The 26,831-nt window shown below is 61.7% G+C and carries 24 protein-coding genes and 2 pseudogenes; 11 read left to right on the top strand and 15 right to left on the bottom strand.

Annotation, left to right across the window (positions count from 1 at the left end; all coding sequences use genetic code 11):
- Window positions 1-116, top strand: a pseudogene (locus tag MM194_RS20515) (IS1595 family transposase); the annotation flags it as partial.
- A 400-nt stretch (window positions 117-516) separates the two neighbouring features.
- Here the strand turns inward: MM194_RS20515 and MM194_RS20510 are convergent.
- Window positions 517-1,773: a phospholipase D family protein gene (locus tag MM194_RS20510; protein WP_241344764.1), complete on the bottom strand. Its 1,257-nt coding sequence runs from the start codon at window positions 1,771-1,773 to the stop codon at window positions 517-519.
- Window positions 1,774-1,847: 74 nt separating this feature from the next.
- Here MM194_RS20510 and MM194_RS20505 point away from each other — a divergent pair, with 74 nt between their 5' ends.
- Entirely contained in the window at window positions 1,848-2,003 is a 156-nt protein-coding gene (locus MM194_RS20505) for a hypothetical protein (protein ID WP_193354280.1), read from the top strand.
- A 3-nt stretch (window positions 2,004-2,006) separates the two neighbouring features.
- Here MM194_RS20505 and MM194_RS20500 read toward each other — a convergent pair whose 3' ends face one another.
- The 3 genes from MM194_RS20500 to tatA all read right to left on the bottom strand — a co-directional run bounded on the left by MM194_RS20500 (window position 2,007) and on the right by tatA (window position 4,075).
- Window positions 2,007-3,479, bottom strand: coding sequence for a lytic transglycosylase F (locus MM194_RS20500; protein ID WP_241344762.1), 1,473 nt, complete (start codon window positions 3,477-3,479; stop codon window positions 2,007-2,009).
- 123 nt (window positions 3,480-3,602) lie between these two features.
- Window positions 3,603-3,899: a YfcZ/YiiS family protein gene (locus tag MM194_RS20495; protein ID WP_033131637.1), complete on the bottom strand. Its 297-nt coding sequence runs from the start codon at window positions 3,897-3,899 to the stop codon at window positions 3,603-3,605.
- A gap of 14 nt (window positions 3,900-3,913) precedes the next feature.
- On the bottom strand, window positions 3,914-4,075 hold the full coding sequence (tatA, locus tag MM194_RS20490) for a twin-arginine translocase TatA/TatE family subunit (RefSeq protein ID WP_033131636.1): 162 nt from the start codon (window positions 4,073-4,075) through the stop codon (window positions 3,914-3,916).
- Window positions 4,076-4,348: 273 nt separating this feature from the next.
- Here tatA and MM194_RS20485 point away from each other — a divergent pair, with 273 nt between their 5' ends.
- Window positions 4,349-5,317 carry a LysR substrate-binding domain-containing protein gene (locus tag MM194_RS20485; protein ID WP_241344760.1) on the top strand — a complete coding sequence of 323 codons (969 nt, stop codon included), beginning with the start codon at window positions 4,349-4,351 and terminating at the stop codon, window positions 5,315-5,317.
- Window positions 5,318-5,564: 247 nt separating this feature from the next.
- Here the strand turns inward: MM194_RS20485 and MM194_RS20480 are convergent, their stop codons facing one another.
- Both MM194_RS20480 and MM194_RS20475 read right to left on the bottom strand, forming a co-directional pair.
- A complete protein-coding gene (locus MM194_RS20480) occupies window positions 5,565-6,164 on the bottom strand; it encodes a YhgN family NAAT transporter (protein ID WP_033131634.1) in 600 nt (199 codons plus the stop codon).
- A gap of 110 nt (window positions 6,165-6,274) precedes the next feature.
- Entirely contained in the window at window positions 6,275-6,520 is a 246-nt protein-coding gene (locus MM194_RS20475) for a YecH family metal-binding protein (protein WP_241344759.1), read from the bottom strand.
- 208 nt (window positions 6,521-6,728) lie between these two features.
- Between MM194_RS20475 and MM194_RS20470 the strand changes: the two genes are divergently transcribed.
- Window positions 6,729-8,009 carry a dicarboxylate/amino acid:cation symporter gene (locus MM194_RS20470; protein ID WP_033131632.1) on the top strand — a complete coding sequence of 427 codons (1,281 nt, stop codon included), beginning with the start codon at window positions 6,729-6,731 and terminating at the stop codon, window positions 8,007-8,009.
- A gap of 90 nt (window positions 8,010-8,099) precedes the next feature.
- Here the strand turns inward: MM194_RS20470 and MM194_RS20465 are convergent, their stop codons facing one another.
- Both MM194_RS20465 and MM194_RS20460 read right to left on the bottom strand, forming a co-directional pair.
- Window positions 8,100-8,414 carry a DUF2007 domain-containing protein gene (locus tag MM194_RS20465; protein ID WP_033131631.1) on the bottom strand — a complete coding sequence of 105 codons (315 nt, stop codon included), beginning with the start codon at window positions 8,412-8,414 and terminating at the stop codon, window positions 8,100-8,102.
- A gap of 173 nt (window positions 8,415-8,587) precedes the next feature.
- The gene (locus MM194_RS20460) at window positions 8,588-9,490 is read right to left on the bottom strand and encodes a LysR family transcriptional regulator (protein WP_241344758.1); all 903 of its coding nucleotides are present in this window, start codon (window positions 9,488-9,490) and stop codon (window positions 8,588-8,590) included.
- Between the two features lie 98 nt (window positions 9,491-9,588).
- Here MM194_RS20460 and MM194_RS20455 point away from each other — a divergent pair, with 98 nt between their 5' ends.
- Complete coding sequence (locus MM194_RS20455; protein ID WP_241344756.1) at window positions 9,589-10,641, top strand: HlyD family secretion protein; 1,053 nt, start codon at window positions 9,589-9,591, stop codon at window positions 10,639-10,641.
- Window positions 10,641-12,194, top strand: a complete 1,554-nt coding sequence (locus MM194_RS20450) for a DHA2 family efflux MFS transporter permease subunit (protein WP_241344754.1) — start codon at window positions 10,641-10,643, stop codon at window positions 12,192-12,194. The genes MM194_RS20455 and MM194_RS20450 overlap by 1 nt, the downstream gene beginning before the upstream one ends.
- Before the next feature lie 66 nt (window positions 12,195-12,260).
- Here the strand turns inward: MM194_RS20450 and MM194_RS20445 are convergent, their stop codons facing one another.
- Window positions 12,261-12,887 carry a lysoplasmalogenase gene (locus MM194_RS20445; protein ID WP_033131627.1) on the bottom strand — a complete coding sequence of 209 codons (627 nt, stop codon included), beginning with the start codon at window positions 12,885-12,887 and terminating at the stop codon, window positions 12,261-12,263.
- Window positions 12,888-13,061: 174 nt separating this feature from the next.
- Here MM194_RS20445 and MM194_RS20440 point away from each other — a divergent pair, with 174 nt between their 5' ends.
- Window positions 13,062-13,214, top strand: a complete 153-nt coding sequence (locus tag MM194_RS20440) for a hypothetical protein (RefSeq protein ID WP_152599334.1) — start codon at window positions 13,062-13,064, stop codon at window positions 13,212-13,214.
- Window positions 13,215-13,529: 315 nt separating this feature from the next.
- Here MM194_RS20440 and MM194_RS20435 read toward each other — a convergent pair whose 3' ends face one another.
- From MM194_RS20435 to MM194_RS20415, 5 genes are all read right to left on the bottom strand, one after another.
- Window positions 13,530-16,082 carry a TRAP transporter permease gene (locus tag MM194_RS20435; RefSeq protein ID WP_241344752.1) on the bottom strand — a complete coding sequence of 851 codons (2,553 nt, stop codon included), beginning with the start codon at window positions 16,080-16,082 and terminating at the stop codon, window positions 13,530-13,532.
- 104 nt (window positions 16,083-16,186) lie between these two features.
- Window positions 16,187-17,158, bottom strand: coding sequence for a TAXI family TRAP transporter solute-binding subunit (locus MM194_RS20430; protein ID WP_241344750.1), 972 nt, complete (start codon window positions 17,156-17,158; stop codon window positions 16,187-16,189).
- A gap of 681 nt (window positions 17,159-17,839) precedes the next feature.
- Window positions 17,840-19,993, bottom strand: coding sequence for a S9 family peptidase (locus MM194_RS20425; RefSeq protein WP_241344749.1), 2,154 nt, complete (start codon window positions 19,991-19,993; stop codon window positions 17,840-17,842).
- Between the two features lie 315 nt (window positions 19,994-20,308).
- Window positions 20,309-20,740, bottom strand: coding sequence for a DUF411 domain-containing protein (locus MM194_RS20420; RefSeq protein WP_042642740.1), 432 nt, complete (start codon window positions 20,738-20,740; stop codon window positions 20,309-20,311).
- Window positions 20,741-20,789: 49 nt separating this feature from the next.
- Entirely contained in the window at window positions 20,790-21,113 is a 324-nt protein-coding gene (locus MM194_RS20415; protein ID WP_033131622.1) for a hypothetical protein, read from the bottom strand.
- A gap of 269 nt (window positions 21,114-21,382) precedes the next feature.
- Here MM194_RS20415 and MM194_RS20410 point away from each other — a divergent pair, with 269 nt between their 5' ends.
- The 4 genes from MM194_RS20410 to MM194_RS20395 all read left to right on the top strand — a co-directional run bounded on the left by MM194_RS20410 (window position 21,383) and on the right by MM194_RS20395 (window position 25,610).
- Window positions 21,383-21,982, top strand: coding sequence for an NAD(P)H-dependent oxidoreductase (locus MM194_RS20410; RefSeq protein WP_241344747.1), 600 nt, complete (start codon window positions 21,383-21,385; stop codon window positions 21,980-21,982).
- A 70-nt stretch (window positions 21,983-22,052) separates the two neighbouring features.
- Window positions 22,053-23,909 carry a monovalent cation:proton antiporter-2 (CPA2) family protein gene (locus tag MM194_RS20405; RefSeq protein WP_241344745.1) on the top strand — a complete coding sequence of 619 codons (1,857 nt, stop codon included), beginning with the start codon at window positions 22,053-22,055 and terminating at the stop codon, window positions 23,907-23,909.
- Entirely contained in the window at window positions 23,906-24,292 is a 387-nt protein-coding gene (locus MM194_RS20400; protein ID WP_241344744.1) for a SirB2 family protein, read from the top strand. The genes MM194_RS20405 and MM194_RS20400 overlap by 4 nt, the downstream gene beginning before the upstream one ends.
- A gap of 331 nt (window positions 24,293-24,623) precedes the next feature.
- A complete protein-coding gene (locus tag MM194_RS20395) occupies window positions 24,624-25,610 on the top strand; it encodes a WYL domain-containing protein (RefSeq protein WP_033131618.1) in 987 nt (328 codons plus the stop codon).
- Window positions 25,611-26,705: 1,095 nt separating this feature from the next.
- On the opposite strand, the pseudogene MM194_RS20390 reads toward MM194_RS20395, so the two are convergent.
- Window positions 26,706-26,831, bottom strand: a pseudogene (locus MM194_RS20390) (IS3 family transposase); the annotation flags it as partial.

The following is a 26,831-nucleotide window of genomic DNA, read 5'->3' as shown; positions in this document are numbered from 1 at the left end:
TGAGGAATTATCTGGGCTGGCGAAGGATGTTGGAGCGTTATGGGCAGGCAGTGGATATCCCGCATTGCTTGCATGAGGCGCTGGGGCGCCCCATGCAACACGTAATTGGGACATAGCCATAAAAAAGTGGGGCGACATTCGCATGTCACCCCCTCGCAAATAGCATGTTCCATATTGGGATCCGGCCATAAGGGGTACGGATGCCGCTTCACGGGTTTCCGCTCCCGATCCGGGCGTCTGCCGGAGCAATCCGACCGACCAAGTACCCTCATCACCTTCACCCACACGGCAGACCAGCCACCGTGTTTGTCCTTGCAGTTGAAATACTACGCAGTTAAATAAAATAAAAAACCATTTTTTGCAGACAACTATGCAATCACTCTGAGGGCCACCTGATTCAGGTCCAGGCACAAAATGATTAAAAACAATGCGATATAGCATTATTTCGACATCGCCTCGCAACGAATGTCTTCTATGGCGCACAAGGCTTTGCGAGATCTCGCACAAGCTTGGCCCTCACAACCAGGGGTGTAGTAACGACAACCCCTTGCTCAACCGCGCCAGCAGCCGTCGCAGTGCCGAGGGAGGCGGTGCATCCCGCCGCACGGCGGCCTGCTGCCAGCCCGTCAGCCACTGCTGCAACTCGGCGCAGAGCGCGGGGCAACGCAGGTGCAACATCAGCTCGGTGTTGAGCATCAGGGAGCGGGGATCCAGATTGAAGCTGCCGAGCAGTGCCTCCTCCTCTCCCATCAGGATCAGCTTGGCATGCAGGCTCTGCGCATCCCCTTCCAGCTCGAACAGCGTAATTCCCTGCCGCACCAGCCAGGGGCGATGACGGCGATAGGCGCCATATACCAGCGGCACATCGGTGCTGGCCAGGGAGTTGGTCAGGATCCCGATGCTCACCCCCGCCTGCCGCTGCCGTTTGAGACGACGGCGCAGCCCGCGCGTCAGGATCAGGTAAGGACTCACCAACCGCAGCGCCCCCCGGTTGCCGGCCAGCTTGCGCCCCAACTCGACTGCCATGGTCGGTCGGGAGATCAGCCCTTTGCCGGGGCGATCGAACCAGAAGGTGCCCTGACCCTGATGCCAGCACAGGGGCACGGGCTCGTCGTCGAACAGGCTGGCGGGTAGATCGTAGACGGCAGCCACCGCCGGCTCGGTCAAGGTGAGCAGGAAGTCGTTCACGGCGGCTATCTCGGCAGGCTGCAGGGCGCGTCGCCACAGGCGTCGGATGGGGCGACTCCAGCGGCTCTGCCAATACAGACTGAAGCCCTGCCCGGCCTGCTGGCAGAGGGCCCCCCGGCAGACGATATCCAGATCGATGAAGTGAGGCGCCTCTCCCAGGCCAAAGTAGCGATCGCCGATGTTGCGGCCACCGATCACCCCCTGGCAGCCATCCACCAGCAACAGCTTGTTGTGCATGCGATGGTTGATGCGTCTAAAGCTGAGCAGGCCTTCGAGCAGCAGGGCCAGCGGACGCCAGCCCCTGAACCAGAACGGATTGAACAGCCGCACCTCGATGCCGGGCTGATGGGCCACCACCTCCAGGAAACGGTTGTCGCCGGCATAGAGGTCGTCGATGAGCAGTTGCACCCGCACCCCGCGCCTGGCCGCATGCAGCAGCTCGGACAACAGCAGCTTGCCGCTATTGTCTTCCTCCCAGCTGTAATACTGGGCCTGGATCCGGCTGCGGGCCCCACGGATCAGCTGGCAGCGCACCCTCAGGGCCGTGGCAGGATCGTCGAGCAGGGCAAATTCGGCGGGGATCAAGCGTCATCTCCTTGTCATGGGGCCATGGCATAACCCGGACAGCCCCCCGATCGCCACGAGCCAAGGAGTCGACCATGGAACTCTGTGACCGCCCCTCTCTGTGCCATAGGCCCCAGGCCAGCCAACCGGATCCCACCCCGGCCAGGCCACTTGCCCCCTGGTATCTGCAACACCGGGATCAAGGGTGGGAAGCCCCCGGCGCCGCTCATCAGAGTCAGCACTCAGGGTAATGCTCAGGGTTGTACCGCCTCTTTGGCGTCGGAGATAGCCTCGGACTTGCCCTCCAGCTGAGGCAGACTGAAACGATAGGCCACGTAGTATTTGTAGATGGTGCCGACATAGTTGATGGGCCCCTGGCCGACCTCGTTGGCCACCAGCTGCTCCACGTTGCCAAACCAGACGTTCGGATCCAGCCCCCTCTCTTTGGCCTTGACCTGCAACGCCTGCACCCGGTTCGGGCCCGCGTTGTAGGCCGCCAGCGCGAACAGATGACGATTGATATTGTCCATCCCGGGGTCGTTGAAATAGGTATCCAGAATGTGCCGCAGGTAACGGCAGGCCGCCTCCACATTGCCCTCCAGGCTGCTGAGTCGGGCCCCGCGGATCCCCACGACGCCGCCGGTGCTCGGCAGCAGTTGCATGATGCCGACCGCCCCGCCGTGGGAGCCGACATTGGGATTGAGCCCCGACTCCTTGTAACCAAGTGCCGCCAGCATCAGCCAGTCCAGCTTGTATTTGCCGGCCTGGGTCTCGAGTACCTGGCGGATGGTCGACAGCCGCCCCAGGGGGTCTGGCGCCAATATGTTGCTCATCTGCTCGCTCTGGGCCAGCAGGCGGCGCAGGGTCATGTCGCTGTAGAGGGTGCGTTTGCTTGACTCCGAGATATAGGCGTTCACCGCCTTGAGCAGCTCGGGGCTGTTGTTGCGCAGGGCCCAGGCGCTGCGCCCCTTGTCTCGCAGCGGGATCAGCTTGTGCGCTTTGAGGCCCCCTATCATGTCGAGCCAGATCCGCCCCTTGAAGCTGTCGGTCACGGTCAGCGGTATGATGCCGGCGGCCACCATCTCCATCAGATCCCCGTCCTGCAGATACTCGGGCACCGTCTCTATGTACACCGGGGGCAGCCCCAGCTCGCGAAACAGCCAGTTGAGCTGGTGCAGGCTCTCGTAGTAGCTGGAGCTGGCCCGCACCCAGATCCGCCGCCCCGACAGCTGGGTGATACGGTTGAAACCTGGCAAGGCACGCTGGCTCACCACCCACTCCTCGATGGGCGAGATGATGGGAGCAGAGAAGGTGACCTGCTCACGCCGGGTCGGCGTCACCGTCATGGTGGCCGCCACCAGATCGCCGCGCCCCTCGGTGAGATAGTCCAGCAGCTTGTCCTGACGGACCGGGATGTAGATGATCTTGAGCTTGAGCTTCTCTTTGGCGAGATAGGTCTTGTTTAGCCAGCGCTCGAAGCCTTGCAGCTGATTGACCAGGATGCCGTACTGGGCGCCCTTGTCGAAGAAGAAGAAGCCCCGTTCATAGACCACCAGGGCCCTGAGCTCTTTTTTTTGCAGGATGTGTTCGAGGTCCCCGGGTTGGGGCAAGCGTTTCGGTTTGACGTCCACTACGCGTGGAGGAGTACTCTCTGGCCGGGGCAGGGGATCCACCGCCAGCAGAGGAAGACACCAGCAGGCCAACAGGCCCCAGATCCATAGCCGCATCCTCTCTCCTTCTGTTGACCGACTCGTATCGGGCGAGCCGTCCGTGGGATAACTCACTATAGAACGGGGAGCTGCGGCTGCAGGGTCAATACGGCAGGCGGGCCTGCCGTATCATCAGATTGCTCAGACTGAGCGGGCACGCAACTCGAAGATCAGCTTCTCGGCGGTGCAGGTGAATTGCAGGCGAGCCTTGAGGATCACGCCCTCGCCACCCTGGCTCAGCTCGCTGCTGACGCTGGCCTCGGCAGTCACCTGCTTGGCCAGTGCCTCATAGGCCGCCAGCTTGGCGCGAGCATCGGCTTCTGTCGCGGCCTCGATCACCAGCTCCATCAGCTCGTCACCCTCACCTATGATGGTGCCGATCTCGGCCATGCTGCCACAGCTCTCACAGGTTTCCTGCACTATCTCTTTTACAGACATCATTCAACTCCTACTTATTTCGGCTGCGTATCATCGTTACGCAAGGCCTTGCGAAAATCCTTGATGGCGGTGCCCAGATCCTCTCCGGCGCCGGCCAGGCGTTTACTACCAAACACCAGAACGACGACCACGAGCAGGATCAACAAATGCCAGATATGAATTCCACCGAGTCCCATGGGGATGCTCCTGACTGATTGATATCGATAGCTTGTATCAAAAGAACGCGTAGCGATTGTTGGGCGAAATCAAGGCAGGTGCAAGTTTGTGAATCAATCGGCAAAAAAAATACGGCGACCCATGGTCGCCGTACGAATCGGTGCTACTTGTCCCCCTCAACTACTACATCCTGTAGCAATGCCATAACGGCGTGAGACGTTTCGAGCATAGGGTCGCCAAGATATGAAAACAAATGGTATAAATTCATCTAAGAATTGAAGGAGATTCATATCATGTTGCTGGAACAGCTCGGGCGCATAGACCTTAATTTATTGATTATCCTGCAAGTCTTGCTGGAGGAGCGCAATGGCAGCCGGGCCGCCCGCCGCCTGCACCTGAGTCAATCGGCCGTCAGCAAGGCCCTGGGCCGCCTGCGGGACACCTTCGACGATCCCCTGTTCGTGCGCTCCGCCTACGGGCTGGAGCCCACTCCCCGCGCCCTCGGTCTGCAGCAGCAGTTGCAGCCCATCTTGCTGTCGCTGGACAACCTGATCCAGCCGCCGGATTTCGATCCTGCCCATACCGAGCGCGAGTTCGTCATCGCCAGCATGGACAGCGCCTTCACCCTGTTCGCCCCCCTCTACCTGAGCGAACTCAAGCGCCAGGCGCCGGGGATCCGGCTGCGCTACGAGGAGTGGACCGAGCACAGCCTGACCGAGATGAGCCAGGGCCAGGTAGACATCGCCTTCACGGTGCGGGAGAACTGCATCACCTCCGACTACCGGCTCGACACCCTGCCCGGCAGCATCTGCCAGCGGTTGCTCGCCATCGATGACCTCACCTGCCTGGTACAGCAGGATCACCCGGCGCTGCACGAAACCGAATGGGATCTCACCCGCTACCTGGCCTATCCCCATGTGCAGACCTATTGCGAGGGACGGGATCGCTGGATGCTGGATCACAAGCTGGCGGAGCAGGATCTCTATCGCCGGATAGAGGCGACCGTGCCCTCGTTCGAGGCGGCGCTGCGGATGGGGATGCATTCGAACATGATAGTGACCCTCTCCAAGCTCTATGCCCGCCACGCGACCCAGGTCTACCCGCTGGTGCCGCTGCCGCTGCCCATCGCGCTGGACAGCATCTCCCACCTGCTGATCTGGCACCAGAGTCACGAGGAGGATCCGGGCCACCGTTGGCTGCGGGAAACCCTGCTCGCCCTCATCATGAACAAGCTGGAAACCTCGGCGACCGAAGGATCCTGAGTATCGGCGCTGACTAGGGAAGACCCTGCTCGCCTTTATCATGAGCAAGCTGGAAATCTCGGCGACCGAAGGATCCTGAGTATCGGCGCTGGCTAGGGGAGACCCTGCTCGCCTTTATCATGAGCAAGCTGGAAACCTCAGCGACCGAAGGATCCTGAGCGTCGGCACTGACTGCCGGTGCGCCGTTTCACAGGCAAAAAAACGGGGCTCTGTGCAGCCCCGTTCATTCACGCAATCATGCTGACGGTCAGTTCTGGCCGGTCACCGCCAGATAATGGTGCACGCCGTCCAGCAGCATCTGCACCGAGATCATCACCAACAGCATGCCCATCAGCCGCTCCACTGCGGTGAGTCCTCGCTCACCCAGCAGCTTGTTGAACAGCTCGTAGAACATCAGGATCACGGCGCTGGCGCCCCAGGCCAGTAGCAGGGCCAGCGACCAGTCCGCCATCCGGGTCGGCTCCTGGTTCGCCAGCAGCAGCAGAGAGGCCAGGATGGACGGACCCGCGATCATGGGGATGGCCATGGGCACCAGGAAGGGCTCCTCGCCGGCGGCCAACCCGGTCACCCCACCGGGCGTCGGGAAGATCATCTTGATGGCGATGAGGAACAGGATGATGCCCCCGGCGATGCTCACCGCCTCCTGGCGCAGATTGAGGAAGCTCAGGATCTGCTGACCGGCAAACAGGAAGCCCAGCATGATGGCCAGGGAGAACAACAGCTCACGGATCATCACCTTGCGCCGTCGTTTGGGGTCGACATGTCGCAGGATGGAGAGGAAGACCGGCAGGTTGCCCAGCGGATCCATGATCAGAAACAACATGACGGCAGCGGAGAAAGTATCCATACGATTGACGGGCAATGCCCGGGCCAAGCCTTCGACAGAGAAAAAGAGGGGGAAATACTAACAAAGGGAAGAAGATTGCGCGAGCCGCAGGACACGGCTCGCCGCCGGCCTCAGCCGTGATTGCAGATCTTGTCGGCGCGGGTCTGGAAGCCTTGCTCCGACTCGATGAACTTGCCGCGCTTGGCCAGCAGTTCGATCAGGGCCTCTGCATCCATCTCTCTGGCGCTGCAGGTGTGAAAACGGGCCTCGGCACCGAAATGCGCATCGATCGCCTGCTTGAGGCTGGCGCGGGTAAACTGGCCATCCTGGGTCAGCATCATCTCCATCACTTCGTGACCATGTATCGACTGGGACATCTCAAACCTCGCTAATTATCATGTCAGATGTCCATTAAAGCCGGAATGGCCAAATCCGATCTTGATGTAAACCAATAAATTGGCGTTTTTAACAACCGCGGGCTGGCCGTGAGCACCGCTTTGTCGATAATGTGGCAACCTGGGCAGGGGATGGCTACACTGGCGCCCCTTTTTGCCATCGCAGACAGAAAATAAGGACATCGGCGTCATGCTGTTCCATGGATTGGCCCTCAAGCCCTGGCGGATCTGGACCCGCCGCCCGCTCTGGTTGAAGACACTGCTCGGCATGCTGACCGGGATAGGGCTCGGGCTCGGCTTCAGTGAGCAGGCATTGCTGCTCAAACCCATCGGCGTCCTGTTCGTCAACACCATACAGATGCTGATGGTGCCCCTCATCTTCTGCTCCGTCATCGCCGGCCTCACCTCCCTGCTCAAGGGCAAGACCCTGGATCGGATCGGCAGCAAGGCCATCGGCCTCTATCTGTGCTCGACCGCCATCGCCATCTGCATCGGGCTGATGATGGGCTGGCTGCTGGAGCCCGGCATGGGTGCCAATATGGGGCCTTACGAGCGGACCGGTGTGGTAGTGCAACCGACCCTGGCCAGCGTGCTCAGCCATCTGGTGCCGCGCAACCCGATCCAGGCCATGGTGGATGGCAAGATCCTGCAGGTGATCGTGTTCGCGGTGGCCCTCGCCCTCGCCCTCAACGCCAGCGGCCGCCGCGGCCGGCCCGCCATCCTGTTCTTCACCTCCCTGGCGGAGGGCATGTTCAAGCTGACCCAGATGGTGATGACGCTGGCGCCCTACGGCGTCTGTGCCCTGATGGCCTGGATGACGGGCAAGTACGGGCTGGATCTGCTGCTGCCGCTACTCAAGGTGATAGGTGCCGTCTACCTCGGCTGCCTGCTGCACGTGCTCGGCGTTTACAGCAGCCTGCTGATCCTGCTGGCCCGCCTCAACCCGTTGCACTACTTCAAGAGCATCCTGGATGCCCAGGCAATCGCCTTCACCAGCAGCTCCAGCAGCAGCACCCTGCCCATCAGCCTGGCCTGCGCCGAGCGCCGGTTAGGAGTCTCCCCCGCCATCACCGCCAAGGTGCTGCCCATAGGCGCCACCATCAACATGGACGGCACCGCGCTCTATCAGGGGGTGACGGCCCTGTTCGTGGCGCAGGCGTTTGGCGTGGATCTGCACCTGGTGGATTACCTGACCATCATCAGCATCGCAACCCTGGCCAGCATCGGCACCGCCGGCACTCCGGGCACCGGGCTGATGCTGCTGACGCTGACGCTCACCGCGGTGGGCTTGCCACTGGAAGGGGTGGCCCTCATCGCCGGCATCGATCGCCTGCTGGACATGGCGCGCACCACGGTCAACGTTTCGGGGGATATCCTGGTGTCCGTGCTGATCGCCCGCAGCGAGGGGGAGCTGGACCTGGAAACCTATCACGATGCCAACGCGGGCGAGGACATCGACTTCCCGCGTTGAGGTGCGCTTTCCGCAACCTATTGGTGCTCTTTACTCCCTTCTCCCACGCTTTTTCAAATAAGGCGGGTGAAAGCTCGAGGATGAGGGTAATCAGTGCTCGTGGGGATCGTGATGACAGCGCCAGCAGATGTCGAAGTTGGCGCCGTTCTCCTCCCCGCACTGGCCGCACAGCCAGCCATTGCCCTGGCGTTGCTGGTAGCGCTCGATGATCCGCCCTGCCCGGCTGCGATCCTGCTCGCGCACCAGCAGGGTGACCTGCAGCAGATCCACCGGCAGCTCCCCCAGCGCCCCCGACAACCCTTCTCCGCTGAGCCGCACCAGCACCCCTTCGACTTCCAGTGCCCCCTTCAGGGCATAAGCTTCCAGCGAGTGAGAGGCCCGATACAAATTGATCCATGGCTCCATGTCTTGTCCTCAATACTGCTTGTCGATACGGTCATCGGCGCCAGCGCTATCACCCTCTCAGGCATAAGCTCCCAGCGAGTGGGAGAGCCGATAGAGATTAATCCACTGTTCCATGTCTTGTCCTCACAGTGCGCTCATATTCATTCATGTCCCGACCTTGACAGCCTCGCCGCTCACAGCAAGTTGTCGATACCGTACTCTGGCCCATTGGCTATCAGAAAATCGATAAACACCCGCAACTTGCGCGGCATCAACCGCCGCTCCGGGAACAGCAGGTAGATCGGCACCTTGGGCTGCTGCCAGTCCGGCAACAAGGCCACCAGGGAGCCTTCGGCCAGCTCATCATGGCACAACATGGCGGGCAGGGAGGCGAGCCCCAACCCGGCCTTGGCCGCCTCCCTTGCGCAGGTGATGTTGTTGACCTGGAAGCGGGAAGGGGGATCCACCAGCACCTCGCGCCCATCCAGTTCAAAACACCAGTGAGAGGCCAGAAAGCCGCTGCTGACCGCCACCCGCTGGTGCTGCACCAGATCCTCGGGTCGGGTGATCGCCGGGCTGCGCGCCAGATAATCCGGGCTGGCGCAGAGCAGGCGCCCGGTGCTCCACAGTCGCCGCGCCGCCAGATTGGAGTCGCTCATGTCACCGATCCGCACTATGGCATCCAGCCCCTCGCTGATGGGATCCACGATGCGATTGGTCAGCTCCAGATCGACTCGCAGGCCCGGATAGGCTTGCAGGAAATTCGCCACCAGCCGGCCGACCACCAGCTGACCAGTCTCGATGGGCACCGCCAGCTTGAGGGTGCCGGTCACCTCCTGCTGGCTGGCGCTCAGCATCAGCTCGGCCTGGGCCAGCTCCTCCACTGCCTTGCTGCAGCGCAGATAATATTGCTCTCCGGCCTCGGTCAGGGTGAGCTGGCGGGTGGAACGGTAGAGCAGCCGCACGCCGAGCCGCTGCTCCAGCTCGGCGATGCGGCGGCTCACCGTCGCCTTGGTCATCCCCAGCTCCTGGGCGGCGGCGGTGAAGGAGCCCTTGTCGACGATGCGCACGAGGATTAAGGCGGCATTCAGGTCCATTGTCTCACCAGTGAAACTGTATATCTCATGAATGGATACTAATCGAAACAGTCGGCCGATGTTAGCCTGCCCCCCACAGTTCAGGAAAAACCAAAATCATGAGTCAACACAAGAAGATCCCCCTGCTGGCCGCGCTGCTGCTGGCCCTGCTCGGCGTGCTGTTCGCCGCTTACTGGTATCTGCACGGCCGTTACTTCGAGAGCACCGACAACGCCTATCTGCAGAGCGAGGTGACCGGCATCGGCTCCAAGCTGCCCGGTTATATCAGCGAGGTGCTGGTGACCGACAATCAGGAGGTGAAGGCGGGGCAGCTGATCGCCCGCCTGGACGATCGGGAATACAAGGCCAAGGTGATCGAGGCCGAGGCTGACTTGCACCTCAATCAGGCGACCGCCGAGAACCTCGCCGCCACCCGCATCCAGCAGCTCAGTCTGATCCGCCAGGCCGACGCCAAGGTCGCCTCGGTCGACGCCGAGCAGGTGCGCTCCCGCCAACAGGTCGATCGCATCGGCCAGCTCAAGCAGCGCAACTACAGCTCCCAGGACAACCTGGACGAGGTGAAGGCGGGCTTGCGCGTCAATCAGGCCCTGATGCAGGAGGCCAAGGCCGCCCTGCAGGCCGCCCGCGAGCGCCTGTTGGTACTGGATGCGGAGGCCAAGCAGAATCTAGCCAGACTGGCCCTGAGCGAGGCTCAACTCGAGCAGGCGAGGCTGGAACTCGGCTACACCGAACTGCGGGCCCCGGCCGACGGCATCATCGGCAAGCGCAGCCTGCGGGAAGGTCTCTACGTGCAGTCCGGCATGCAGGTCGCCAGCCTGGTGCCGCTGCAGCAGGTCTGGGTCGAGGCGAACTTCAAGGAGACCCAGCTGCAGAAGATGCAACCGGGTCAGAAGGTCGAGGTGATCCTGGATGCCTATCCGGATCAACCGGTCGAGGGGATCATCGACAGCCTGGCCCCCGCCACCGGTGCCAAGTTCGCCCTGCTGCCGCCGGAGAACGCCACCGGCAACTTCACGAAAATCGTGCAGCGGGTGCCGGTCAAGATCCGCATCCCTGAACCCGGCGTGCTGGCTGGCAAGCTGAGGCCCGGCCTCTCCACCGAGGTGATCGTCGACACCCGTGATCCCGAGCCCGTGGTCGCGGCCCACTGATGGAAGCCATCCCGCGTCGCAACTGGATCGCGGTCATGGGGGGCCTCATCGGCGCCTTCATGGCCATCCTCGACATCCAGATCACCAACGCCTCCCTGAAGGACATTCAGGGAGCCCTGTCGGCCACCCTGAGCGAGAGCTCCTGGATCTCCACCTCCTATCTGGTGGCGGAGATGATCGCCATCCCCCTGAGCGGCTGGCTCAGCCGGGGCCTGAGCGCCCGCCGCTACATGCTGTGGAGCACGGGCGCCTTCATCGTCGCCTCCGTGCTCTGCTCGTTCAGCTGGAACCTCACCAGCATGATCGTGTTCCGGGCCCTGCAAGGCTTCACCGGCGGCGCCCTCATCCCCATGGCCTTCTCCCTCATCATCAGCCTGTTGCCGCTGCACAAGCGGGCTACCGGCATGGCGCTGTTCGGCCTCTGTGCCACCTTCGCTCCCACCATAGGGCCGACCCTGGGGGGCTGGCTGACGGAGCAGTTCTCCTGGCACTACATCTTCTATCTGAACGTGCCTCCCGGCCTGCTGGTAATGGCCATGCTGGCCCACGGTCTGGACAAGAAGGCGGTGGACTGGGAGGTGATCAAACGGGTGGATCTGGTCGGGATCCTCACCATGGCGGTGGGGCTGGGCCTGCTGGAAGTGGTGCTGGAGGAGGGCAACAGGGAGGACTGGTTCGGTTCCAGCTTCATAGTGCGGCTCACCGTCATCTCCGTGGTGGCGCTGATCTTCTTCGTTATCAGTCAGCTGCTGCGCCGCCACCCGCTGGTCAACCTGCGGCTGCTGCACAGCCCGCGCTTCGCCATGGCCTGCTTCGCCTACCTGGTGCTCGGTATGGGGCTGATGGGCTCCATCTATGTGCTGCCCCTCTACATGACCCAGATCCACAACTACAACGCGCTGGAAATCGGCGAGGTGCTGATGTGGATGGGGCTGCCCCAACTGCTGGTGCTGCCGCTGGTGCCCAGGCTGGTGACCAAGATAGATCCGCGCTATCTGGTGAGCTTCGGCTTCCTGATCTTCGGGATAAGCTGCTTCATGAACATGAACATGAGCGCCGACTACGCCGGGCCCCAGCTGATCCAGTCGCTGATCGTGCGGGCGCTGGGCCAGCCCTTCATCATGGTGCCGCTCTCCCTGGTGGCGACCGCCAGCCTGACCCCGGACGAGATCCCCTCCTCCTCCACCCTGCTCAACGTGCTGCGCAACCTCGGCGGCGCCTTCGGCATCGCCATGATTGCCACCATGCTGGACAACGACACCCGCATCCAGTTCAGCAACATCAGCAGCACGCTCGCCGCCAGCAGCATAGAGGGGCAGAGCTACCTGCTGCAGCTGGCCCAGAGCATGATGGCGCAAGGTGCCGGCCCGGAGCAGGCACAGTTGCAGGCCCAGGCCATGCTGTCGAACACCATCAACCGGGAGGCCACCATCATGGCGTACAACCAGGTGTTCTTCGTGATGGGGGTCTTCCTGCTCATCGCCAGCGCCATGATGCTGCTGCTCAAGCAGCCGCCCCCCAGGGCCGCCGACGCCGAGCCGATGGAGGCATGACGCAGCAACGAAAAACGGGCCAGCAGGCCCGTTTTTTTATGGTCGGTTTGGCACTCGTGCCGTGGCTCAACCCGCCAGGGAGGCGGCAATCAGGAACTGGGCGGCATAGTAGCTGCTCATGATCCAGGCCTTGGCATGGGGGAAGGGGCGGCGGAACCTGTCCAGCGCCAGCATGCTGTCGGAGAACAGGAACATCAATGCCCCCACCAGAGCGGCGGAGCAGCCCGCCGTGAGCGAGGCATGCCAGGCACCGGCGGCCACCCAGGCCATGCCGATGATCACCAGCATGTAGCAGAACACCGGGATCTTCATCTCCCCGAGCTTGCCCCACAGCAGGCCGAACACCAGGCCCGCCACCAGCAGCAGCATCAGGCCATCCACCAGCTTGAGCACCAGCGGCCCTTGGGCGAAGCCGACGATATAGCAGACATGTGCGACAAAGAATGCCGCCAGCCCCTGGATGAAGCGATCCTTTGGCAGCATCAGCAGCACGTCCCCCGCCAGCGACAGGCAGAGGCCGAGCAGGATCCAGGCGTGGGAGCCATTGTGGTCGTCACTCTGGTAGCCAAAGGCCAGCGCTATGATAAACAGCATGGTCAGCGGCTTGCTGATATAGAACTGACGGGAGTCTGAGCCGTAGGCGGTGCGGATATGCCACCAGCCCGATGCGATGATCAAGAAACTCAATAACATGCCCTGCTCCTCATCGGTTGCTCGCGCTCGGATGGCAACCTCTTTAATGACTGCCAGATTAACAAATTCCCCCGACCAGTGGCAGGGGGAATGCAGTAGATGGCACTCTACGCCTAAAGTCTAATTGCCCCGCCCCCGCGGCTCGGGCATAAGAATCAGCTCAGGAAGATCACCATGGAAGACGCAATGACCAACTATCTGCCCGCTATCGACATCATGATGTGTCATCTGGGGATTAGCTTCGAGCAAGCCTGCGAGCAGCTGGGCCTGAGCCCGCAGGAGCAACAGGCTCTGGATCAGTTGCAGCAGCAGGCTCAGTCAAACTAGCCCTCCCAGTATGGACATCATGATGTGTCATCTGGGGATCAGCTTCGAACAGGCCTGTGAACAGCTCGGCCTGAGCCCGCTGGAGCAACAGACTCTGAGCCAGATACAGGCGCAGGAGCTGTCGGAATAGCTCAGTCCCGGTATCGACATCGTGATGTGTCATATGTGGGAATCAGCTTCGAACAGGCCTGTGAACAACTCGGCCTGAGCCCGCTGGAACAGCAGAACCTGAGTCTGCTGCAAGAGCAGCAGCCAGAGTAAGGATCCCGATATTGAAAACGGCGCCTCGAGGGCGCCGTTTTTATTGGCCGCGCATCACGCACGCGGGATCCGTCGCCGCTGCAGCCAGACCACCAGCGCAAACAGCAGGAAGCCAGGTAACCACATCAGCTCCTTGTGCCAGCGTTCGGTGGGCGCCTTGACGGAGAGGATCTCCTGGTCAAACTCCATGCCGGCCGCTGCCGCCGGACTGCCGAAGGTGACGTTGTCGATCAGGGTCTTGCCGTCCTGCTCGTACAGGGCCAGCCCCAGGCTGGCCAATCGCTCTTCGCCATCGGCACCGGCCGGTACCGCCAGCAGCACCGTGGATTGACGCAGCTTGCCCACCGCATCTTCCCCCTGGATCCGCAGTCGCAGCGTGCTATCCGCCTCCACCTCCCCCAGGGTCTGGGCGAACTGGGTCGGCGCAGTGTCGCGATAGGGATCCTGCACCATGTCCATCCAGAAACCGGGGCGGAACAGGGTGAAGGCCACCAGCAGCAACAGCAGGCTCTCGTACCAGCGGCTGCGCGCCAGGAACCAGCCCTGGGTCGCGGCGGCGAAGATCAGCATGGCCACCGTGGCCACGATGAAGATCAGCACGCCGTGGGCGAAGTCCACGTCGATCAGCAGCAGATCGGTGTTGAAGATGAACAGGAAGGGCAGGGCCGCGGTGCGCAGGCTGTAGTAGAAGGCGGTGATCCCGGTCTTGATGGGATCCCCCTTGGAGACGGCCGCCGCCGCGAACGACGCCAGCCCCACCGGCGGGGTCACGTCCGCCATGATGCCGAAGTAGAACACGAACAGGTGCACCGCGATGAGCGGCACTAGCAGGCCGTTCTGCTGGCCGAGCGTCACCACCACGGGCGCCAGCAGGCTGGACACCACTATGTAGTTGGCGGTGGTGGGCAGCCCCATGCCGAGGATCAGGCTCAGCAGGGCGGTCAGCAGCAGCATCAGCAGCAGGTTGCCCATGGAGAGAAACTCCACCAGATCCGCCAGCACCAGGCCGACCCCGGTCTGGGAGACGGCGCCCACTATGATGCCGGCGGTGGCGGTGGCGATGCCGATGCCGATCATGTTGCGGGCACCGGCCACCAGGCCCTCCCTCAGATCCACCAGGCCATCGCGGGCCGAGCCGTAGTCATGCTTGCCGTCGGTGCGCAGCCAGTTCAGCAGCGGCCGCTGGGTCAGCAATATGATGGTCAGCATGACGGTGCCCCAGAAGGCCGACAGTCCCGGCGACAACCGCTCCACCATCAGGCACCACACCAGCACCACCACCGGCAGCAGGAAGTGCAGGCCGGACAGCAGCACGGCGCGGGTGTCGGGCAGCTCGGTCAGCGGCTGGTCCGGATCTTCGGCGGGCAGTGGCTCATTGCTGGCCGCTATCTTGAGCAGCCCCAGATAGGCGGCCGCCAGCAGCAGGGCGACCCCCGGCAGGGCGTAGTCCCCCAGCGCCGGCTTGAGCCAGCCCAGCCCGTAATAGACCGCCATCGACAGGCCACTGATCAGGGCGGCGCCGAAGGCGAAGCCGGTCAGACGACGCAGCCAGGGTTTCGGCTGGTGATTACCGATGGGCTCCATGCCGAGCTTGAGCGCCTCCAGATGCACTATGTAGAGCAGCGCTATGTAGGAGATGGTCGCCGGCAGGAAGGCGTGCTTGATGATCTCCACATAGGGAATGCCCACGTACTCCACCATCAGGAAGGCGGCGGCCCCCATCACCGGCGGCATGATCTGGCCGTTGACCGAGGAGGCCACCTCGACCGCCCCCGCCTTCTCCTTGGAGAAGCCGACCCGCTTCATCATGGGAATGGTGAAGGTACCGGTGGTGACCACGTTGGCGATGGAGGAACCGGATATGACCCCGGTCAGCGCCGAGGCGACCACGGCTGCCTTGGCCGGCCCGCCGCGCAGGTGGCCGAGCAGACTGAAGGCGAGCTGGATGAAGTAGTGACCGGCGCCGGCCCGCTCCAGCAGGGCACCGAACAGCACGAACAGGAACACGAAGCTGGTGGAGACCCCGAGGGCGATGCCGAACACCCCCTCTGTGGTGATCCACTGGTGGTTGGCCAGGGCGGTGAAGCTCACCCCGCGGTGGGCCAGCAGCCCCGGCATCCAGGGACCGGCCAGACTGTAGCCGAGAAACACCAGGGCGATCACCGCCAGGGCGGGCCCAAGGGCGCGGCGGGTCGCCTCCAGCAGCAGCGGGATGCCGATGCAGGCGGTCACCAGATCGGCGGTGGTGAGGTTACCGGGGCGCTGGGCCAGGGCCTCGTACATCACGAACAGGTAGATGGCGGCGCCGGCGGCGATGAGGCCGAGGGCGATATCCCCGAGCGGGACTCTATCCCGGGGGGAGCGGCGGAATGCCGGAAACACCAGGTAGGCCAGCAACAGGGCGAAGCCGAGGTGGATGGCACGGGTCTCGGTGTCGTTGAGGACGCCCACCCCCAGCATGAAGGGCAGCGGTGAGGCGATCCAGAGCTGGAACAGGGACCAGGCCAGCGCCAGTCCGGTAATGAGCCAGCCCATGAGGCCGAGCGGCAGCCGGGCGCCCACGTCCTGGGCGATCAGCTCCTCGGTGGAGAGTTCTTTATCTTGCATAGGATTTACATCTGCCTACGAGTACAACAAGAACAACACCCGCTGCGACAGAGGAAGCGGCAGACGGGTGTTGAATGGCATCACAAGGGCCCGTGGGCCGGGGATCAGAGCCAGCCGCGCTCTTTGTAGTAGCGAGCGGCGCCTTCATGCAGCGGGGCGGAGAGACCCACCTTGATCATGTCGGCCTCTTTCAGATCGGCGAAGGCCGGGTGCAGGCGCTTGAAGCGGTCCAGGTTGTCGAACACCGACTTGACCAGCTGATAGACCACTTCAGGATCCGCCTTGGCGCTGGTGGAGAGCACCGCCTTGCCGCCGATGGACGGGGTCGGCTGGTCGCTGCCCTTGTAGAGGCCACCGGGGATCTCGGCCTTGCTGTAGTAGCTCTTCTCGGCCAGCAGCTTGTCGATGTCGGCCCCGGTCACCGGCACCAGCACGGCGTCCGTGGTGGTGGAGGCTTCCTGGATGGCACCGTTCGGGTGACCGACGAAATAGCTCATGGCATCGATGTTGTTGTCGCCAAGTGCCGAGGCCTGCTCCGCCGGTTTCAGCTCGGAGACCAGGCCGAAGTCGCCCTTCTTCCAGCCTTTGACCGCCATGATCTCTTCCATGGTGTCGCGCTGGCCCGAGCCCGGGTTGCCGATGTTGACGCGTTTGCCCTTGAGATCGTCGAAGCTGGCGATCTTGGCATCGCGCCGGGCCAGTATGGTGAACACCTCGCTCTGCAGGGAGAAGACGGCGCGCATGTCGTCCATAGCCCCCTCGGCCTGGAAGGGAGCCAGCCCCTTCATCGCCTTGTACTGGTGGTCGGACTGCATGATGCCGAAGTTGAACTCACCGCTGCGGATGCCGTTGACGTTGGCCACACCGCCGCCGCTGGCCGGGGCGTTGCATTTGATCTGGTGATCGGCGGCGCCGCGGTTGAGGAAACGGCAGATAGACTGGCCCGCCACATAGTAGACACCGGTCTGGCCGCCGGTGCCGATCGTCACGAAGCGCTCCTGCGCCTGGACCTGACCACCAAACGAGACGCCAACCAGGGCAGCCGACAAGGCACACGCCAGGGTTAATCCTTTCATGCTTTTCATCCTTTTCATTGTTTTATCTCACCCGATTCCCGGGTGAATATGAGCCAGGCCCGTATCAAGACTGGACCTGACGATACGACCTCGTGTGAGGAAAGGGTCGGGCACCGCTGGCCCTGCCCAAAGTCACCATCATCCTGTGGTGAGACAGTCAGCCTCATGCCGACTCTGGGTGATTTGACCAGAAGAGGGTCAGATCAAAGTTGCAACCACTTGATTAGGCACATACCGCCAACATAAATCAAACAAAACGGCAAAATGACGGATTTAAATAGCGAGAAATTTGAAGCGGATCATCAATTGTCTGATCAAGGATTAATTGAGCGAGTCATCAGGCGAGACCAGGCGGTGGGAAGGCGAGATTCTATTGCGGACCTTGTCTGACAAGGGTTTGCGCGGCAGTTGATTATGCTTTAAATCGTTAGATATACGGAATAAATAAAAATAAGATCGCCCTGTAGCAGCAGAACCTGATGCCTCCGGACGAGGTGTCGCCAGCGGCAATTGAGCCAGTGCGTTTTAACAACTGCGCATCATGTCACCGGGCCTGCGGCGCCGTCAGGCCCGGCATAGAGACAAGCTCCTGGGGCAGGCATGCCCGGATAGCAGAAGGCCCGGCGCCCCATGATCGGAGGGCGCCAGGCCTTTCTGTTGCCGGGATAAAGCCCCAGCGGTTTATGCCTTGGGCTTGGCCAGGTCCAGGATAAACGCGAACTCCAGTGCGATGTCCTCATAGGCCTTGAAGCGGCCCGACTTGCCGCCGTGGCCGGCATCCATGTCGGTGTTGAGCAGCAGCAGGTTATGGTCCGTCTTCAGCTCCCGCAGCTTGGCGACCCACTTGGCGGGCTCCCAGTACTGCACCTGGGAGTCGTGCAAGCCTGTGGTGACCAGCAGATTCGGGTACGCCTGCGCCTTGATCTGATCGTAGGGGCTGTAGGCCTTCATGTAGTCGTAGTAGCGCTTCTGGTTCGGGTTGCCCCACTCGTCGTACTCGCCGGTGGTGAGCGGGATGGATTCGTCCAGCATGGTGGTGACCACGTCCACGAATGGCACCTGCGCCACTACCCCGCGATAGAGCTGGGGCGCCTGGTTGATGACGGCCCCCATCAGCAGGCCGCCGGCGCTGCCGCCCATGGCGTAGACCTGATCCTGGGCGCCGTAGCCCTGCGCCACCAGCGCCTCGGTCACGTCGATGAAGTCGTGGAAGCTGTTCTGTTTCTTGAGCAGCTTGCCGTCTTCATACCAGCCGCGACCCAGCTCCTCCCCCCCTCGCACGTGGGCGATGGCGTAGACGAAACCGCGGTCCAGCAGGCTCAGGCGCGCGGTGCTGAAGTCGGGATCCATGCTGGCACCGTAGGAGCCATAGCCATAGACCAGCAGCGGGTTCTGACTGTCTTTCTTGAACTTGTCCTTGCGATAGACCAGGGAAACCGGCACCTTGACGCCGTCACGGGCGGTCACCCAGAGCCGCTCGCTGGCATACTTCGCAGGCACGAAGCCCGCCACCGCCTGCTGCTTGAGCAGGGTGCGCTTGTCGCTGTCCATGTCCAGCTCGTAGGTGGAGGACGGCGTGGTCATGGAGGAGTAGCCATAGCGCAGTTGGCTGGTGTCGGGCTCTGGGTTGTAGGCGAGCCAGGTGACATAGGCGGGATCATCGAAGGCGATCTCCTTTTGCTCGCCACTCTGCCAGTTGACCTGACGCAGTCGGGTCAGCCCCTGGCTGCGCTCCTCCAGCACCAGCCACTCCTTGAACAGGGCATAGCTCTCCAGCAGCACGTCCGGGTTCGGGGCTATCACCGCCTTCCAGCGATCCACCGGGCTCTCCTTGGTCTCATACAGGCCGAAGTTCTTGCCGTCCTTGTTGGAGCGCACGTAGAAGCGACCACGGTAGTGATCCAGGCTGTATTCGTGATCCACCTGACGGGGCAGGAACAGCCGCGGCGTCTGGGTCGGCACATTGGCATCGATGAGCCGCGCCTCGCCGCTGGTGGTGCTGGAGAGGGCGATGACGATGAAGTCTTCCGAGGTGGTGGCGTAGAGGCTGACGTAGAAGCTGTCGTCCTTCTCCTCGTAGACCAGCTGATCCCGGGCCTGATCCGTGCCGAGCACGTGACGATAGACCTGATAGGGCAGCAGGGTCTTGGGGTGCTTGCGCACGTAGAACACCGTCTTGCTGTCGTTGGCCCACACCAGGTTGCCGGAGGTGTTTTCCAGGGTGTCGCCGGCCCAGTTGCCGCTCTCCAGATCCAGGAACTGGATCTGGTACTGACGGCGGGAGAGCAAGTCTTCCGCCACCGCCAGCCAGCGGTTGTTGCGGCTCACCTCGAGGGCGCCGAGGGCATAGAATTCGTGCCCCTCGGCGCGCTGGTTACTGTCCAGCATCAGGCTGGCCTCCTTCTCCCCCAGCTTGGTGCGGGAGTAGATGCCGTACTCCTTGCCCGGCTCATAGCGGGTCTGATAGCGGTAGCCGTTCTTCACGTAGGGCACCGACTCGTCCTGCTGGGGGATGCGGGCCACCATCTCCTGATAAAGCTGCTCGCGCAGGGGCTGGGTCGGCTTGAGCATGGCCTCGGTGTAGGCATTCTCGGCCTTGAGATAATCCAGCACCTCGGGCTTCTGGCGCTCGTCGTCCCGCAGCCAGTAGTAGTTGTCGACCCGGACGTCCCCGTGCTTCTTCAGGGTATGGGGATGTTTGGCGGCCACGGGAGGGAGAATAGCCGGCTGTGTGATGGTATCGCTGGTAGGCATGGCGGACTCTTCATTGGCATGGGTACAGGGCGCGGCAGCCAGGCAAGCCAGCAGCAACAACCCTCGGGAAAAGATGAACATGTCGCATCCTTTGCGCGGTAACAGGGTCGGCGGGCTCGCGTCCGCACCATACATCGACGATCAGGCTGCGGCCCAGGACTCCGCGCGGCGGCGGCAAGGCGGGCAAACCCGAACATCACCCCTGTGATAATAAATGGCGATCAATCTGCCCCTTGTCGCCCCGGGTTGCAAGTGATCCCCGGACATTCGGCCCAAATCCATGAAAAAGGCCACCATCTCGCGATGGTGGCCCTCTCCTCTGGCCATGAGCGGCACGGGTTCGCTCAGGTGTGCCTCACATGATTAGGAATAGTGCCGGCTCATGACCAGTGTTCGTCAGCCGGGGTAGCTCGACCAGACTTTGGTCGCGCCCTCCGCGCTGATGCTCAGCACCTGGTAGGGCTGACCCGGAATGTCCATGCCCGGCGCACTCTGGGGCATGCCCGGAATGGTCAGGCCACGGATCGCCGGTTTTTCCTTGAGCATCTTCTGCACATCGGCGGCGGGCACATGCCCCTCAACCACATAGCCATTCACCACCCCGGTGTGGCAGGAGGCCAGCTGCGGGGTAATGCCATATTGCTGCTTGATGGGATCGAGCTCCTCGGTTTCCACGACCTTGACCTCAAAGCCGTTATCTTCCATGTGCTTGATCCAGGTCTTGCAGCAGCCGCAATACTGGGACTTGTAGACGGTCATCCGCTCCGTTGCCAGGGCAGAAAAACTGAGAGTACCGGCCAGCACGGCCAGTAACAGGGACTTGTACATAACTCACCTCGGATAAGAAGAAATGCCCAACGATAGGGTAAGAATCGACTCAACCGAGATGACGAGGGGGACGTTCGAGCCGCTCGCGCGGCACATCCGGCATAAACAGGGAGGGAGAGAGGAAATCCGGGGCATCGGGTTCGAGTACGGCCACCGTCAGGCTGTCGCCGCTCAGCACCGTCATGGCGAGGGCCGAGGTGAAGCTGCCACAGGGCATGGCTTTCTCCAGGGTACGCTCGCTCTGGCTGCAATGGGGCGTCAGGGTACAGAGATCCGTCGCCGCCCGGCTGCCAAACGACATCAACACCATCAGCAGACTCCACAGGGGGAGCCAGCGGCGGGCGCGAGCGAGTTGGCGGCGGGTCAGAACCATGACGGACCTCGGTTATCAAAGGAGGCCTATGGTAACCCTTGGCCCCGGGGGAGGGTCAAGCCTGCCACCTGCGGGAGATCAAAAGAGAGTGAGATAGCGGGTGGGACATGCCACACTGGCCCTCATTTACGGCGCCAAAAGAGCCACATCCGGCGGTGCAGATAGCGCAGCATCGTCAGCCCCCATACTGGCGAGGCTCCGCACTTCTTGATAACGTCGCGGCTGATATCTCTTTCGTCGACACGAGTCTCCACTCAGGTTATGACCCCATGAAACGCATTCTGGTTATCTTCTCACACCCGGCGCTGCAGAGCTCCAGGGCCAACAAGCAGCTGCTGCAGGCGCTCGACGGCCTGGAGGGCATCACCCTGCACGATCTCTACCACCAGTATCCGGACATGTTCATCGACGTGAAACGTGAACAGACGCTGCTGGCCGCACACGACATCATCGTCTTCCAGCACCCCTTCTACTGGTACTCCTGCCCGGCCATCATGAAGGAGTGGATGGATCTGGTGCTGGAATACGGTTACGCCTATGGTCCCGAGGCCCATTCACTCAAAGGCAAGCAGTGGCTCAGCGCCATCACCACCGGCGGTGCGCCCGAGTCTTATTGCAGCGCGGGTTACAACCAGCGACCGCTGCTCGACTTCCTGCTGCCGTTCCAGCAGACCGCACAGCTGTGCGGCATGCGCTGGTTGCCCCCCTTCGTGCTCCACTCCTTCCACAAGCTGGAAGATCCGGCGGCCCTGCGCCGCTGCGGCCAGGACTATCGTCAGCTGATCTGCGCCCTGCGCGACGATCAGCTGAGCCATGCCCAGCTCAATGAGAGTGCTTATCTGCGCGATCTACTGGAGGGGCTGTCATGACACTCACCTGGAGATCCCCTCGGCTCATCCCGCTGGCGCGGGCGACCCTGTTCGGATGGAGGGCCCGCTGATGGGACACGGATTGCTGTTTGATGCCTTGATCTATCTGTCGGCGGCGGTGATCGCCGTGCCGCTGGCCAAGCGTTGGGGGCTGGGCTCGGTACTCGGCTACCTGCTGGCCGGCATCATCATAGGTCCCTTCCTGCTCGGCCTGGTGGGCGAGCAGAAGGATGTGATGCACTTCGCCGAGTTCGGGGTGGTGCTGATGCTGTTCCTGGTCGGCCTGGAACTCAGGCCCGCCCTGCTGTGGCAACTGAAGGGGCCCATCCTCGGCACCGGCGGCCTGCAGGTGCTGCTCACCACCGCCGCCCTGACCGGCGTGGGCTATCTCATCGGCCTGCCCTGGCAACAGGGGCTGGCCATCGGCCTCATCCTGGCGCTCTCCTCCACCGCCATCGTGCTGCAGAGCCTGCAGGAGCGCAAGCTGATGCAGAGCGAGAGCGGGCGATCCGCCTTCGCGGTGCTGCTGTTCCAGGACATCGCCGTGATCCCCATACTGGCGGTGCTGCCACTGCTGGCCATAGCGCCTGTGGTCAGCAACGGCAATTCCGATCTGGCGGGCTGGCAGCACGGGCTGCTGGTGGTCGCCGCCATCGCCGGCATAGTGCTGGGCGGCCATTACCTGATGCGGCCGGTGTTTCGTGCCATCGCCCAGTCCCATATGCGGGAAATCTTCGTCGCCGCCGCCCTGCTGCTGGTGATCGCCATCGCCGTGCTGATGGAGTCGGTGGGCCTCTCCCCCGCCCTCGGCTCCTTCCTCGCCGGCGTGGTGCTGGCGGACAGCGAGTATCGCCACGAGCTGGAGGCGGACATTGAGCCGTTCAAGGGGCTGCTGCTCGGCCTCTTCTTCATGTCGGTGGGAGCCGGCATCGACTTCGGCCTGTTTGCCGATCACCCGCTGCTTATCCCGACCCTGGTGATAGGTCTGATGCTCCTGAAATGGGGAGTGCTGATGGCGCTCGGCCTCATTCTGCGGGTCTCTCCCAGTCAGCGCTGGACCTTCGCCCTGGCCCTGGCCCAGGGGGGAGAGTTCGCCTTCGTGTTGTTCTCGTTTGCCGCCCAGAACAAGGTGCTGCCGGGGGCAACCATCTCCTTGCTGACCCTGGTGGTGGCGCTGTCCATGGCGCTGACCCCGCTGCTGCTGATCCTCAACGACAAGGTGATCCAGCCCTGGTTCGACTACCGCAACCGGGACGACGTACCCAGGCACGAGCAACCCGAGTTGGTCGAGCATCCGGTCATCATCGCCGGCTTCGGCCGCTTCGGGCAGATAGTCGGTCGTCTGCTGCACGGCCACGGCATCGGCACCACCATCCTTGAGCAGGACGCCAGCCAGATAGAGATGCTGAGAAAATATGGTTACCAGGTGTTTTATGGGGATGCCAGCCGGCTCGATCTGCTCCACGCCGCCGGCGCTCACAAGGCCAAGCTGCTGGTGCTCTCCATCAACGATCCGGCCACCTCGCTCGAGGTGATTGAAATGGTGAAGAAACACTTCCCGCACCTTAAGATACTGGCGCGCGCTCAGGACAGACCCACGGCGCACGAGATCCTGCGCCTCGGCGTCGACAGCGTGCACCGGGAAACCCTGGGCTCGGCGGTGGATCTCGGGGTGGAGGCCTTGACCCAGCTGGGCTTTAGGGCCAACCAGGCCTGGCGCGCCGGCCAGATGTTCAAGCAGTACGACAACCGGCTGCTGCGCGAGCAGGTCAACTACCTGGACGACGAGCACACCTATATCAACAAGAGCCTGCAATACAGAGAGATCCTCTCCGATCTGCTGCAAGACGATCAGGAAGGACAGGAGCGTACCCACGCTCACAACTGGAACAGCGGTCTGCCCGACAACGACAAGGAAGCAATATGATTGCCTATTATCCCCTGCTCAAACACCTGCACATGACCCTGGCCCTGATCAGCGTGCTGCTGTTCCTCTATCGCTGGTGCCTTGCCCTCGGCGGCAGTCCGCGCCTGCAACAGAAATGGCTCAAGATTCTGCCCCACGTCAACGATACCTTCCTGCTGCTGTTCGGGCTGGTGCTGGCGGTGACGCTGCAGATGAGCCCGGGCCAGCAACCCTGGCTGATGGCCAAGCTGATCGCCCTGGTGCTCTACATCGGTCTCGGCGTCATGGCGCTCAAACGTCCTGGCCGCAACCAGAAGCTGATCGCAGGCGTGGCCGCCCTGACCGTGTTTGGCTACATGGTGGGTGCCGCCATGACCAAGTCGGCCTGGTCCTGGCTTGCCTGATCACCACTCTGCGGTGAGGGCCAACCCCTCACCGCACTTTCCTTCCTGCCCTCTTCCTCACCCCGCTTCGCATGTTCATTGCTCCCGTCCATTGCGCCGCTGCTCACTCATTTTTTCCTGATAATGACAACAGCCACTCTGGTCCCATGATTATTTTTAGATAAAAAAGGCTTCAAATAACTCCTTGTGTGGCGTATTTTATGATTTCTATCAGTGAGTTATCGAATCCTGTATGAAAATGGCGACAGTTGTCGCAGCAAAACTTGCGACATAGACTGTCGCAAGTGCTGGCTAGGATAACCTCAACGCTAAACCAGTGAAGGCATGCACCATGAGTAAGAAGCTGTTACGACAACTGACCTTGGCGCGTTGCATCCCGCACCGCCCTTACAAGCTGACCGCCAGCCAACTTCAGGTAAAACTGGAAGAGGAAGGCATTCACGTCAGTCTGCGTACCGTGCAACGGGACCTGGAAGAGATGTCCGGTATGGGACTGTTCGACCTCACCTCGGATGAGCGCAGCAAACCCCATGGCTGGTGTTTCGAGCGCCACGGCCTCAACGACTTTGCCAACATCATGCCGCTCTCCCTGGCAGTGGCCCTGAAAACCTGGAGTGACCAGGCGAGCCAACTGCTGCCGGCCAGTGTGCTGACCGAATTGAACCCGCTGATCGACAAAGCCGGCCAGGTCATCCGCGACAGCCAGAGCGAACTGGCGGAACGCTGGCTCGAGAGCGTGCACCAGTCGCCACGTCCCTTCGCCGGCAATCCGGAGATCCGTCGCAGCACCCTGATCCGCGACGCCCTGTGGCGTGGTCGCAAGTTCAGCGCCGAGATCCAGCGCGTCATCAAGGAGCGCACCGTGTGGCTCTGCTATGACCGCATCAACCCGCTCGGCATCCTGAACCAGCCGGATGGCCCCGTCCTGCTCTGTACCCTGTCCGAGCTGGATCCCAAGGTCTACGGCATCCCGTTCGATCACATCAAGAACGTGGAACTGACCAACTTCAGTGCGACCCAGCCGAAGGAGTTCAATATCCAGAAGCTGATCCGCGAGCAAGGCTATCAGGATGTCAGCGGCCCCATCCGCTTCGTTGGCCGCATCGATGCCAACTGCCCGACCCTGATCGATGGCCAGATCCCGGGCCACAACCCGCGCATGACCCGCTACGACAAGCGCAGCGTGGTCGTGGAGACCGAGGTGCAGGATACCCCCGAGTTTCGCTCCTGGCTAAACAACATGAGCGGCAACCTGGAAGTCCTGGCTCCCGAGTCCCTGCGTAAGGCATATCCGACTCCTGGTACCCGGGTCAGCTGATCAGATCCTTCGACAAAGCGCAAAAAGCCGAGATGAGTCTCGGCTTTTTGCCTGTTTTTCAGGCATATTTACTCAATAAAATTTTAACTCTTACACCCCTGATTGAACCTTCTGTACCATCGTTTTCCTCCCTGTTTTTGGTTGTAAGAGATCCGCCATTCCCCCTGTAAGACCCCTCATCGTTGAACCGTACGTGAAGCCATCCCATGGTCGCTATGCTTTCCAAGGAAACTAAATAAGTTATTGATACAAAATGGAAATTACTCTGCAAGCTCAATATTTATTCACTACCTTGCTGCTTTCAATGGCGGATCACGCCTTGTTCCCGTTCTCGGTTGCCTTACTATGGGTCTCACAAGGACGGCGTTGGTTCGGCAGGATGCAGAAACGGCGCATAAACAGGAAAGGCCACAGGATGTGGCAGGACACCTCAGGATGAGGTTGATAACCCGGATGGTTATCACCAAGGATTGACAGGACAGCCACAGGATGTGGTGGACCCCTCAGGACGAGGCAGAGTGGTACGGATTATCGCTCTTCAGGATGTAAGGAACCTCGCCGGAGGCGACAGGAACGGCTTCAGGATGAAGCGAGATAACTTGGATGGTTATCTGTCAGGAAGACGCAAGGAACACCACGGGATGTGGTAATGGACACCTCCAGGATGGAGAGGGTGAAGCAATCAGGAGCGATTGCCAGGCTAGGACGGCCACAGGACACCCCAACGGATTGGGAAGGGGAAATTCCAAAGGACAGGATAAAGAGTCAAGGATTGCAGGGAGCATGGCAGTTCAGGGACTGGACTAGATGACTTGAGGGGACGGCAAACGCCGTCCCCTTTTCTTTATGCCTGACATCAGGGATTAACAGCTCCGTCGCTATAACCACCGATCCCACACCGCCATGCCATTGTTACCGTTTAGCCTGGCTACCAGAACGTCCCATCTCGTTAGTTCTTCTACTGACACGCTGATCGTAGCGGCCTCAACCAGTCATTTGCAGAGCGCCATCAGGCTGGCTTAACCGAGCCCCTTGGCCAGCCGACCATCTGACGACCTTCCTAAACTGGTGTCCGGGATGATTAGACCACTACAACTCTGACTTCAGGCTTCTGAACAACCGCTCCATCGGGGCGTTATCCCAGCAGTTGCCACGCCGACTCATGCTCTGGGTCATGCGATAGCGCCACAGTCGTTGCCGAAATGCCCGACTGCCGTATTG

This window comes from Aeromonas sp. MR16 (assembly GCF_022549315.1).
Classification (GTDB): Bacteria; Pseudomonadota; Gammaproteobacteria; order Enterobacterales; family Aeromonadaceae; genus Aeromonas; species Aeromonas aquatica.
This window is presented reverse-complemented; position numbering and strand designations above follow the sequence as displayed.